Raw genomic sequence first — 10,847 nt, 5'->3', positions numbered from 1 at the left:
AACAAAGCGGCTGCATCTTCGCCCACTGGGCGTCCGTCAAAACGAATCGCTGCATCCAAAACTCCTTTCGGAGCTTGAATCACGGACGTTCCAATCTGTGAATCCTGAATCTCAACAGACCCTAGGCGGTCTTACCCTTCCCTGGCGGCCCCTCCCGGAAAAAAGTCCGGAACCTTTATCGCCAGTCTGCATCCAATGTCTGGAACGAAGCCAAACGAGCAGGTGACCGCCATGCCACGGACCGCAGCCGGCCTGTCCGCCGGCGCCAAGACTTCAGAAGTCAGGACATCAGAAATCCGGGCATTGGAAGCCGAACTGGTCGACCGGGCGCGGGGCCGTGACGAGGCCGCGCTGCGCGAGATCATGCAGGCCAACAACCGCCGACTCTATCGGCTGGCGCGCGGGATTTTGCGCAGCGACAGCGAAGCCGAGGATGTGGTTCAGGAAACCTACGTCCGCGCCTTCACCCATCTCGACGGCTTCCGCGGCGAGTCCGGACTGTCGACCTGGCTGTCGCGCATTGCCATCAACGAGGCGCTTGGCCGGGCGCGAAGCGCGAGGCCGCATGTCGAGCTCGGCTCGGTGCCCGAAGCGATGCTCGAGGCGCAGATCATAAAATTTCCCGTTTCTCCCGCAGGCGATCCGGAAAGGACCATGGCCCAACGTGAAATCCAGCGCGTCGTCGAGCGCGCCATCGATGAATTGCCGGATGTCTTCCGCATGGTCTTCGTCGCACGCGTCATGGAAGGCATGAACATCGAGGAGACCGCCGAGCTGCTCGGCGTCAAGCCCGAGACCGTGAAGACGCGGCTGCACCGTGCCCGGACCATGCTGCGCGAGAACGTCGAGAAGGAGATCGGCCCGGTGGTGATGGATGCGTTCCCGTTCGCCGGGTGGCGCTGCGAGCGACTGACCGTGTCGGTGCTGAAGCGGCTCGGCATCGGCGGCTGAAGTTTTTCGGGAACGTTCGCGCGACATTCCCATCCAACGCCTGTGAAGCAACGCGCCGGCAAAACGTCCGGCACCACAGGAGTGTCAAACCATGTTCGTTCGTTGGAGCGCGGCGATCGCCGCTGCAATTTTGTTGTCAAGCCCCGCGCTGCTGCAAGGCGCCAGAGCAGCCGACAAGCCGACCGATCCGCAGATCGCCCACATCGCCTACACCGCGGGCGTGATCGACATCAACGCAGCCAGGCAGGCGCAGAAAAAGGCCAGGAACAAGGATGTGAAGGCATTTGCCGAGGACATGCTGCGCGACCACGAGGCCGTCAACAAGCAGGCGCTCGCGCTGGTCAAGAAGCTGAATGTCACGCCTGAAGACAACGACACCAGCAAGGCGCTGTCGAAGCAGGCGAGCGACAAGCTGGCCGAACTCGGCAAGCTGGACGGTGCGGCCTTCGACAAGGCCTATGTCGCGAACGAGGTCGCCTACCACAAGGCGGTCAACGGCGCGCTGGAGACCCAGCTCATCCCGTCCGCCAACAATGCCGAGCTGAAGAGCTTGTTGCAAACCGGCCTGAAAATTTTCCAGGGCCATCAGCAGCACGCCGAGCACGTCGCGGCGGAGCTGAAATAGGGGCAGGCGATGATGCCGGGACGATTGTGTGCGATCGCGACAGCGGTCGTGCTCGTGGCGGTGGCCGTCCCGGCGCACGCCGCGACCATCGAGATCACGATGGAGAATCTCGAAATGTCGCCGAAAGACGCTTCGGCGAAGGTCGGCGACACCATTGAATGGATCAACAAGGACGTTTTCGCCCATTCCGCAACCGCCAGGAATGGCGATTTCGACGTGAACCTGCCGGCGAAAAAATCGGCGACGTTCGTTTTGAAGAAGGCGGGCACGGTCGATTATTACTGCCGCTATCATCCCAACATGAAAGCGACGCTCAAGATCGAACCGTGATGAATGACCCCCTCGTGTGGCGGGGCTATGTCGGCAACGCTTACTGTCGGGAGATGTCGACCGAGAATTCGCCGTTGCGGATGCGGGCGGGAAAACCCTCGACGAACTTCGCCACCGCGTCCTCACCATAGGTGCCGACGAGTTCGGCGAGCGCCGCGAACAGGCTCGCTTGCGCCAGGCAATCGCCGTCGACGCCGTCATGGCGCGCCTCGGCCCAGGCTTCGTTGAGATAGCTCAGCGCGGCCTGTTTCTGCTCGTGATCGGGCAGCGGCGCGCGGGCGGGGGCGTAGGACACTGGATGGCTCATGAAACTCGACAGGGCTGGAGGCGCGTCCACGGCGATGCGCTGTGCGAGAGGTGTAGCACGCGAATTAACGCCCGCTAGGCCACATCTTTAGGAACGGTTAATGGCTGTGTACAAAGACGATGACAGGGTTCCCCGATGCCCAACCCTCATGGTGAGGAGCGTGCGAAGCACGCGTCTCGAACCATAGAGGCCCCGCCGCGGCAGCAGGGCCTTTCATCCTTCGAGACGCGCGTTCCGCGCTCCTCAGGATGAGGAGTTCACGGTTCAGGATGCGATCGGCAGTAAATCAGTTCGCGTAGCGCGCCGTGAGATCGCGCGAGATCTTCGAGCCTTCCTCGATGTAGCGGCGGATCGCCACCGTCGCGGCCGGCGTGCAGCTCCGGTAGGTCTGCTGGAAGCCGTTATAGCCGCGGTTGAAGCCGGCGATCATGCGGGTGCGGCGTTCGCCCGCGGGGGTTTCGGCATCGATCAGTGCCTGCATCTCGCTGCGCCATTTGTTGCCCTCGTTGGACCCGCAGATGCCGCGCAGATAGTGCAGCCCGCCGAGGATCTCCGCCAGCCGCTGCAAATCGCCGTCAAACGGCGCCGCCCCGTCCTGGGCCCGGGCGGGCCCGGAGGCGGAGGCGAGAATCAGGGCAAAAATGGCCAGAAATCGCGTGGACATCGGCGGGGTGTATGCCTCCTCGGGGCGGCGGACGCAAGGCGCCGAGCCGCGCGAGCGGTGCGCTCCCTCCCCCGCTTGCGGGGGAGGGTTGGGGAGAGGGTATCTCCGCAGGCGAGGACCCCCAAGAGGAAAAAGCCCTCACCCGCCGCGCTCTCGCGCGTCGACCTCCCCCGCAAGCTTGCGGGAGAGGTGCAGCGGAGATCGCGGATGGTGTTATGGCCCTATCAGGCGCGCGGCCGACTGGATGACCTCTTCCAGCCCCCCGGTCAGCTTGAGGTCGCCGAGGCTCGCCAGGGCCTCCGGGGCGATCCAGCGGTAGTCGTCGAGCTCGTCGTTGAGAACCGGCTCCCGAGCCACCCAGCGGGCGGCAAAGGACATGATCAGATAATGGCCGGCGCCGGCCGCGGCCGGCAGCACTTCGCGCCAGCCGGCGAGGCCAATGATGTCGATATCGAGCCCGGTCTCCTCGTCGACCTCGCGTGCCAGCGCCTGGTGCAGCGATTCGCCGAACTCGACCCGGCCGCCCGGCAGCGAATAGAACCCCTTTGCCGGTGAGCGCGCGCGGCGGGTCAGAAGCACCTTGCCGTTGCGAAAAATCGCGGCACTGACCGCGATCTGGGGACGGGTGGGCTGAACGATCGCAGCCATAACTTTCACCTGCTCGGGCTCAGTTCGCCATGATGGTGTCGACGTCGGCTTCCGCGCCGCCATTGATGATGCCGCCGCAGGCCGCGATCAGCGGCTTGACCCAGAGGGCGGCTTGCTCGGCGAGGCGGACGCGGGTCGCGTCCTTCTCGACCTCGCGCATGGCCGAGCCGACCGCCGATAGGATCGAGGTCATGGTGTCGGTGAGGTGGTCGAACTGGGCGCGCACGTTCGGGTCGGCCTTGTCATAGGCCTCGATCGCCAGATCCCGGGCCTTGAAGTTCGAGGCGGTGAAATGCTCGGCGTAGGACAGCGGCGACCAGGTCAGAAAATCTTCCGCGCATTCCGGCATGTCCGGGACCATTTCCAGCAGCATCACGGCTTCATTGAAATGGTTGAGATAGTCGGTGGCAAGCCCGGTGCGCGGGTTGATGTTGGCCACGCGCAGCCGCTCGGCCCAGGCCGCGGCCTCGGGCCCCGTCTGTCCATGCATTCGCGCCGGCTGGGAGACCGTTGAGCTCATCTGCCGCAGTGTTAACGTTCGGGGTTAAAAGGACCTGAACGGACCCTATATAGGCGCCTTAGGATGTGTGGACGCTTCGTCATAACTTCGGCCCCCGCGGCTTTACGGCAACTGTTCGGCTATCTGGAGCAGCCGAACTTCCCGCCCCGGTTCAACGTGGCCCCGACACAACCGATTCCGGTCGTGCTGGCCGAGAACGGCGCGCGCCATTTCCGCCTGATGCGCTGGGGGCTGTTGCCGGGCTGGGTCAAGGATCCCAAAGGGTTTACGCTCCTGATCAATGCCCGTTCCGAGACGGTGCTGGAGAAGCCCGCCTTCAAACGCGCGATTCGCCGGCGGCGCGGCCTGATTCCGGCCGATGGTTATTACGAATGGAAGGCGGAGGGGGGCCGCAAGCAGCCCTTCTTCATCCATCGCGCCGACGGCGCGCCGCTCGGCTTTGCCGCATTGTTCGAGACCTGGGTCGGACCGAACGGCGAGGAGCTCGACACGGTCGCGATCGTCACGGCGGCGGCGAGCGAGGATCTCGCCACGCTGCATGACCGCGTGCCCGTCACCATCAGCCCGCGCGATTTCGAGCGCTGGCTCGACAGCCGCAGCGATGAGATCGATGCGGTGCTGCCGCTGATGACCGCCCCGCGCATCGGCGAATTCGCCTGGCACCCGGTCTCCACCCGCGTCAACCGCGTCGCCAATGACGACGACCAGTTGCTCCTTCCGATCAGTGCGGCGGAGATCGAGGCGGAGGCGCCGAAGAAGAAGGTGGCGCGGAAGGCAGCGGTTGGTTCGGCGGATGACGGGCAGGGCTCGTTGTTTTAAGCGGCGCCGCCTTCACACAATCTCTTTCGCCCGCAGCCCCGCGATCTCCGCCGCATCGAACCCCAGCTCCCCCAGCACCGCATCCGTATCCGCGCCGAGTTCCGGCGCCATCCGGTCCAGCCTGCCGCCGCCATGGCCGAGCTTGAATCCGCTGCCGGCAAAGCGCAGGCGGCCATAGGGCGTATCGAGCTCCTGGATCGCGCCACGCGCCTTGATCTGCGGATGGTCGATCACCTCCTCGACCTTCCAGATGCTGGCGCAGGGCGCGCCGGCATCTTCCAGAATGGTCTCCCATTCGCGCGCAGGCCTGGCCGCGAGCGCCTCTTCGATGATGGCGCGCAGCGCCGGCTCGTTCTCGTTGCGCGCGAACCAGTCGGCAAAGCGCGGATCGGTCAGCGTGTCCTCGCGGCCGAGCGCAGACATCAGCGCGCGATATTGCTTCTCGTTGTTGACGGCGAGCAGGATGTGGCCGTCGCCGCATCTGAACAAATTCGCCGTGGTCCTGCGGCTGACGGCCTGATTGCCCGACAGCTGCTGGCGATGGCCGGCGACCGACCAGTCCGCGATCTGCCCCGACAGAAACGCCATCGTCGCCTCCAGCATGGAGACGTCGATGAGCTGGCCCTTGCCGGTGCGGTCGCGCTGGTACAGCGCGCTCGACACGCCAAAGGCGGCCGTGGCGCCCGACAGCACGTCGCAGACCGCAAAGCCGGCGCGCGTCGGGCCGGTCTCCGGATGGCCCGTGATCGCCATGATGCCGGACAGCGCCTGCATCTTGCCGTCATAGCCGGGCCGCAGCCGATCCGGACCGGTCTGGCCGAAGCCGGACACCGCGCAGTAGATCAGCTTCGGGTTGATCGCCGACAGCGCCTCGTAGCCGATGCCGAGCTTGTCCATCACGCCGGGACGGAAATTCTCCATGACGACGTCGACTTGCGCCGCGAGCTTCTTCACGATCGCGATCGCTTCGGGCTTTTGCAGATCGAGCGTCAGGCTGCGCTTGTTGCCGTTAATGGCCTGGAACGCCGGCGCGAGCCCGCGCTCCGCCCATTCGCGCGACAGCGGCGTGCGGCGCATGTCCTCGCCCTCGCGCCGTTCGACCTTGATCACGTCGGCGCCCAGCAGCGCGAGCTGGTAGCTCGCATAGGGGCCGGCCAGCACTTGCGTGAAGTCCAGGATCTTCACGCCCTCGAACGGTCGCGTCACGTCGCTCTCCCTTTTTGTCTTGGTTGTCGGAGGACGTCAGGCGGCGCGATTGCCGCGCGCGATCTCCTTCTGCTTGTCGAATTCGGCGCGGCGGCGCGCCAGCTCGTCAGGCGAGAGCTGCGCGACGTTGTTGTAGTCGAGCTTCCAGGAGGCGTCCTCGCTCCAGCGCAGCGGCGACTGCATCGTGGTCTGCGGGCCGCTCGCGGTCTCCAGCAGTTTGAGCGCCAGCTCGAGCGCCTGTGCCTGCGAGGCGACGTCGTGCGGCTTGCCGGCGGAATTGCCGAGCGGGAAATCCGAGAACAAAAAGCGCGGCACGGCGGCGTGCTCGATGATGTCCTTGGCGCAGCCCATGATCACGGTCGGAATGCCGTTCGCCTCGAGATGCCGCGCCACCAGCGCGGTGGTCTGGTGGCAGACCGGGCAGTTCGGCACCAGCACGGCGACATCGACCTTGTCGGCGACGGCCCGCGCCAGAATTTCCGGCGCGTCGGTGTCGAGGGTGATGCGATGGCTGCGATTGGTCGGCGCGCCGAAGAAGCGCGGAGCGACCTCGCCGATGCGCCCGGCGGCGCTCGCCTTCAAAAGCTGCGGCAGCGGAAACCAGGTGCCGTTGTCGGTGGCCGAGGTGTGCTTGCGGTCGTAACCGATATGGGAGATGCGAAGATCGTGCGCTTTCGAGGTGTCGCCGTCATAGACCTGGTAGAATTTCGCGCCGCCATTATACGCCGCGCCCGGCCCCTGGTCGCCCTTGGTGGGATCGTAAGGCGCGGCCGTGGTGATGATCGTCACGCGCGACTGCGAAAGCGGCTTTTTCAGCGGCTGGAACGGCGCCTCGGTGTAGTGGGCCCAGCGATACGCCGTGGTGTAGCCGATCGCGGCGTAATAGTCCCGCGTGCGCTGCATATAGGGCACGGGAGAATCGTAGTCGGGCGCAAAGCCGAATTCGTCGCGCGAAGCTGACATGGGGCGCGTCTCCTGTGGTCTTGTTGCGGCCAGACTAGAGATAGTCGGGGGCGAGCTCAACAGGCCACATGACCGCGCAGGTCAGAATTGCGGACCGCGTGGGGACTACCGAAACAGATGCAGCGCCGCGTATTGCAGCAGCATGATCGCCTTGGCGTCGATGATGCGCCCGTCCGCGATCATCGCCAGCGCCTCGTCGATGGAGAGTTCCAGCACCTCGATGTCCTCGCCTTCATGCTCGAGGCCGCCGCCGTCGCTCACCCGCATCTCCGGCTCGTATTCGGCGACGAAGAAATGCAGCTTCTCGGTGATGGCGCCGGGGCTCATGAAGGCCTCGAACACCTTGTGCACGTGGTGCAGGCGATAGCCGGTTTCCTCCTCCGCTTCGGCGCGGATGCGCACCTCGGGCGAAGCATCGTCCAGCACGCCGGCGGCCGCCTCGATCAGGAGATCGTCGTAGCCACGGATGAAGGCCGGCAGGCGGAATTGCTTCACCAGGATCACCGTACGCCGTGCGAGATTGTACGGCAGCACGGCGGCAGCGTTGTCGCGCTCATAGGTCTCGCGGTGCTGCGTCTGCCATTCGCCGTTGGCGCGCCGGTACTCCAGCGTGGTGTTCTTCAGGGGCGTCCAGTTGTCCGAGAGCACGCGGACGTCCTTGATGCGGACGCGGTCGGAAATGGTCATGGCTCGATCTCAGTTGCTTGGAGTGGTGTCGCGGCCGTCGAGCCACTTCTGGAACATCACCGAGGTCGATTCCTCGAAGCCGAGCGACTGGTAGAACGCATTGGCCTGCGCGTTCTCGCGGCGGACCAGGAGCTGGAGTTTCAGAATTCCAGCGGCGCGCAGCCAGTCCTCGGCGGCGGCCATGATCACCCGGCCATGGCCGCGCTTGCGGCCATCGGGATCGACCGCGACGTAATAGACCCAGCCGCGATGGCCGTCATGGCCGACCATGACGGTGGCGACGATCGCGCCGCCGTCGCGGCCGAGCAGGATGGTGGAATTGTCGCGCCGCCGCGCCAGCGCGATGTCCGCGTGCGGATCGTTCCACGGCCGGGTCAGGCCGCAGCGCTGCCACAGCGCGACCACAGGCTCGACATCGGCCTCAGCGATCGCATCGATCTTGAGCGTACTCACAGCACTTTTCCCGGGTTCATGATTCCAAGCGGATCGAGCATCGCCTTGAGCTGTCGCATCAGCTCGATTGCGGTCCTGTCCTTCACATCGGGCAGCTCGTCACGCTTGAGCACGCCGATGCCGTGCTCGGCCGAGATCGAGCCGCCCATGCGCAGCACGATCGCGAACACGACCGCGTTCATCTCGTGCCAGCGCGCCAGATAATCCGCGGTGTTGGCGCCGACCGGCTGGCTGACATTGTAATGCAGATTGCCGTCGCCGAGATGGCCGAACGGCACCGGCCGCGCGCCGGGGATCAGCTTCACCACGGCGGCATTGGCCTCCGTGATGAAGGCGGGCACGGTGGCGACGGGCACGGAGATGTCGTGCTTGATCGAGCCGCCCTCCGGCTTCTGCGCCGACGACATCTCGTCGCGCAGTTTCCAGAAGCCGGCGCGCTGGGTCAGATTGGCCGCGATCACGGCGTCGTCGACGATCTCGTCCTCCATGGCGCGGCCGAGGATGGTTTCCAGCGGCGTGCGGGCGTCGTCGCCCGGTGAAGACAATTCCATCAGCACGTACCAGGCATGCTTTTGCGCGAGCGGGTCGCGCACGTCGATGCCGTGTCGGATCGAGAAATCGACCGCCATCTCCGAGAGCAGCTCAAAACTCGTCAGCGCATTGGCGACCTCGCTTTGCGCGATCGCCAGGAGTTTCAGCGCGGCGTCCGGCGACTTCAGCCCGACGAAGGCGGTCTCGATCGACCGCGGCTTCGGAAACAGTTTCAGCGTCGCCGCGGTGATGATGCCGAGCGTGCCTTCGGCGCCGATGAAGAGGTTGTGCAGATTGTAGCCGGTGTTGTCCTTCTTCAGCTTCGACAGCACGCCCAGCACCCGCCCGTCCGCCAGCACCACCTCGAGCCCCAGCGCCATCTCGCGCGCGACGCCATAGGCGAGCGCGGCCGTGCCGCCGGCATTGGTCGAGAGATTGCCGCCGATGGTGCAGCTCCCTTCCGCGCCCAGCGACAGCGGAAACAGCCGGTCCACACCGGCGGCCTTCTGCTGCGCGATCTGCAGCACCACGCCGGCCTCGCAGGTCATGGTGTTGGAGGCAGTATCGACCTCGCGGATCTTGTCGAGCCGCCGCAGCGACACCACCACTTCGCCATTGTGCGGCGTCTGGCCGCCGACGAGCCCGGTGTTGCCACCCTGCGGCACCAGCGCGATTTTGTGCGCGGAGGCGAGCTTGCAGATTGCGGCGACTTCCGCGGTCGAGCCCGGGCGCAGCACCAGCGGCGAGCGGCCGTGGAACAGATTGCGCTCCTCGGTGACATAGGCCTCGATATCGGCCGCATCGGTGATCGCGTGCTTCTCACCGACGATCTTGCGGAATTGTTCGATCAGCTCGGGCGCAAGCGGAGCGGTGGCGGATTGATTGACGTTCATTGTCCTGTCTCTTACTTCGCTCTTATCGCGTTACGGCAGCCCGCCGCAGCCGGTCGTTGATCGCCTCGCCCAAATCTTCTTCGGGGATCGCCATCACCGCGATCGCCCGCGGTGCCCTCGCATCGAGGGCGCGAAGATAGCCGAACAGATTGGCGGCGGCTTCATCGAGATCACCGGTGGGCGACAAATTCATGACAGCGGCGGCGGCTTCCAGGCCAGGCAGGCGCGCGGGGCCGAACGCCAGCAGCGCTTCGTCCGGCGCCACATCGAGCGCATTGAGCCGTACATTGGCGCGCGGCGCGTAATGCGAGGCCAGCATGCCCGGCGCCAGCGGCTGGCTGTCGTCGCTGTCGGCCTCCGCGGGCAGTCGCGCCAGCGGTGCACCGAGCACGGCTTCGATCCGCTCGCGTGACAGCCCGCCAGGGCGGAGCAGCATCGGCGCGTTGAGGCAGCCGACGATGGTCGATTCGACGCCGACCGTAACAGGCCCGCCGTCCACGATCAGGTCGATCCGCCCCGCAAGGTCGCTTTCGACATGGGCGGCCAGCGTCGGCGAAACGTGGCCGGAGAGGTTGGCGGACGGCGCCACCACCGCCCCGCCAAAGGCGCGCAGGATCGCCTGCGCCACCGGATGGGCCGGAATGCGGATCGCGACGGTATCGAGGCCGGCGGTGGCGAGCTCGGCCACCGGGCAGTTTTCCGTCTTCGGCACCACCAGCGTCAGCGGCCCCGGCCAGAACGCCTCCGCCAGGCTCAAGGCGCAGGCGTCGAATCGCCCGATCCTCCGCGCGGCCGCGAGGTCGGCGACATGCGCAATCAGCGGATTAAAGGCCGGCCGCCCCTTGGCGGCGTAAAGATGGGCGATCGCGCTGGCATTTCCGGCGTCCGCCCCGAGCCCGTAGACCGTCTCGGTCGGGAACGCGACCAGCCCGCCGGCGGCCAGCCGCCGGGCGGCGGCCCCGGCAGCGGCCTCGCCGGCCGGCAAAATCAGCGTTTCAAGACCCGTTTTCACAGGGATAAGATTCCTCAGCTCGGCCGCTTGCGGTGCGCCAAACCCGACGCTATAAGCCGGCCTCTTGTCGGAGTGTGGCTCAGCCCGGTAGAGCACTGCGTTCGGGACGCAGGGGTCGCAGGTTCGAATCCTGCCACTCCGACCATTCTTCCAAAAGTCGACGTTTCCTAAAGGCTTGGCGGACCGGCCGCCAGGGCCTCGGAAGCGCCTTTCTGCAACGAATTGGGACGCGGGTCCA

At 65.8% G+C, this 10,847-nt stretch carries 14 protein-coding genes and 1 tRNA gene; 5 read left to right on the top strand and 10 right to left on the bottom strand.

The annotated features are described in order from the left end of the window. The first annotated feature begins 231 nt into the window (after window positions 1-231). The 3 genes from QCM77_RS14545 (at window position 232) to QCM77_RS14535 (ending at window position 1,906) form a co-directional block, all read left to right on the top strand. Window positions 232-951 (top strand): RNA polymerase sigma factor, encoded by a 720-nt coding sequence (locus QCM77_RS14545; RefSeq protein WP_279684005.1) that lies wholly within the window; start codon window positions 232-234, stop codon window positions 949-951. Window positions 952-1,042: 91 nt separating this feature from the next. Beyond that, window positions 1,043-1,576: a DUF4142 domain-containing protein gene (locus QCM77_RS14540; protein ID WP_279663423.1), complete on the top strand. Its 534-nt coding sequence runs from the start codon at window positions 1,043-1,045 to the stop codon at window positions 1,574-1,576. Window positions 1,577-1,588: 12 nt separating this feature from the next. After that, entirely contained in the window at window positions 1,589-1,906 is a 318-nt protein-coding gene (locus tag QCM77_RS14535; RefSeq protein ID WP_279684011.1) for a cupredoxin domain-containing protein, read from the top strand. Window positions 1,907-1,946: 40 nt separating this feature from the next. Here the strand turns inward: QCM77_RS14535 and QCM77_RS14530 are convergent, their stop codons facing one another. From QCM77_RS14530 to QCM77_RS14515, 4 genes are all read right to left on the bottom strand, one after another. Further along, the gene (locus QCM77_RS14530) at window positions 1,947-2,213 is read right to left on the bottom strand and encodes a hypothetical protein (RefSeq protein WP_045005124.1); all 267 of its coding nucleotides are present in this window, start codon (window positions 2,211-2,213) and stop codon (window positions 1,947-1,949) included. Between the two features lie 286 nt (window positions 2,214-2,499). Beyond that, window positions 2,500-2,877 (bottom strand): TIGR02301 family protein, encoded by a 378-nt coding sequence (locus QCM77_RS14525; protein ID WP_279663430.1) that lies wholly within the window; start codon window positions 2,875-2,877, stop codon window positions 2,500-2,502. Between the two features lie 213 nt (window positions 2,878-3,090). Then, window positions 3,091-3,525: an NUDIX hydrolase gene (locus QCM77_RS14520; protein ID WP_279684004.1), complete on the bottom strand. Its 435-nt coding sequence runs from the start codon at window positions 3,523-3,525 to the stop codon at window positions 3,091-3,093. Between the two features lie 19 nt (window positions 3,526-3,544). Beyond that, complete coding sequence (locus QCM77_RS14515; RefSeq protein WP_279684003.1) at window positions 3,545-4,045, bottom strand: hypothetical protein; 501 nt, start codon at window positions 4,043-4,045, stop codon at window positions 3,545-3,547. 63 nt (window positions 4,046-4,108) lie between these two features. On the opposite strand from QCM77_RS14515, the gene QCM77_RS14510 reads away from it, so the two are divergent. Further along, on the top strand, window positions 4,109-4,864 hold the full coding sequence (locus QCM77_RS14510; RefSeq protein WP_279684002.1) for an SOS response-associated peptidase: 756 nt from the start codon (window positions 4,109-4,111) through the stop codon (window positions 4,862-4,864). 12 nt (window positions 4,865-4,876) lie between these two features. On the opposite strand, the gene QCM77_RS14505 is transcribed toward QCM77_RS14510, so the two are convergent. The 6 genes from QCM77_RS14505 to QCM77_RS14480 all read right to left on the bottom strand — a co-directional run bounded on the left by QCM77_RS14505 (window position 4,877) and on the right by QCM77_RS14480 (window position 10,609). After that, window positions 4,877-6,070 carry a CaiB/BaiF CoA transferase family protein gene (locus QCM77_RS14505; RefSeq protein WP_279684001.1) on the bottom strand — a complete coding sequence of 398 codons (1,194 nt, stop codon included), beginning with the start codon at window positions 6,068-6,070 and terminating at the stop codon, window positions 4,877-4,879. Window positions 6,071-6,106: 36 nt separating this feature from the next. Beyond that, window positions 6,107-7,033, bottom strand: a complete 927-nt coding sequence (locus QCM77_RS14500; protein ID WP_279684000.1) for a glycine reductase — start codon at window positions 7,031-7,033, stop codon at window positions 6,107-6,109. 105 nt (window positions 7,034-7,138) lie between these two features. Continuing rightward, window positions 7,139-7,720, bottom strand: a complete 582-nt coding sequence (locus tag QCM77_RS14495) for an NUDIX hydrolase (RefSeq protein ID WP_279683999.1) — start codon at window positions 7,718-7,720, stop codon at window positions 7,139-7,141. 9 nt (window positions 7,721-7,729) lie between these two features. Then, entirely contained in the window at window positions 7,730-8,173 is a 444-nt protein-coding gene (locus QCM77_RS14490) for a GNAT family acetyltransferase (RefSeq protein ID WP_279683998.1), read from the bottom strand. Further along, window positions 8,170-9,597 (bottom strand): FAD-binding oxidoreductase, encoded by a 1,428-nt coding sequence (locus QCM77_RS14485; RefSeq protein ID WP_279683997.1) that lies wholly within the window; start codon window positions 9,595-9,597, stop codon window positions 8,170-8,172. The genes QCM77_RS14490 and QCM77_RS14485 overlap by 4 nt, the downstream gene beginning before the upstream one ends. Before the next feature lie 22 nt (window positions 9,598-9,619). After that, entirely contained in the window at window positions 9,620-10,609 is a 990-nt protein-coding gene (locus QCM77_RS14480; protein ID WP_279683996.1) for an L-threonylcarbamoyladenylate synthase, read from the bottom strand. A 68-nt stretch (window positions 10,610-10,677) separates the two neighbouring features. Between QCM77_RS14480 and QCM77_RS14475 the strand changes: the two genes are divergently transcribed. Continuing rightward, window positions 10,678-10,754, top strand: a tRNA-Pro gene (locus tag QCM77_RS14475). Window positions 10,755-10,847: the final 93 nt, after the last annotated feature.

The sequence above is a fragment of the Bradyrhizobium nivariense genome, assembly GCF_029846695.2.
In the GTDB taxonomy this organism is placed as follows: domain Bacteria; phylum Pseudomonadota; class Alphaproteobacteria; order Rhizobiales; family Xanthobacteraceae; genus Bradyrhizobium.
This window is presented reverse-complemented; position numbering and strand designations above follow the sequence as displayed.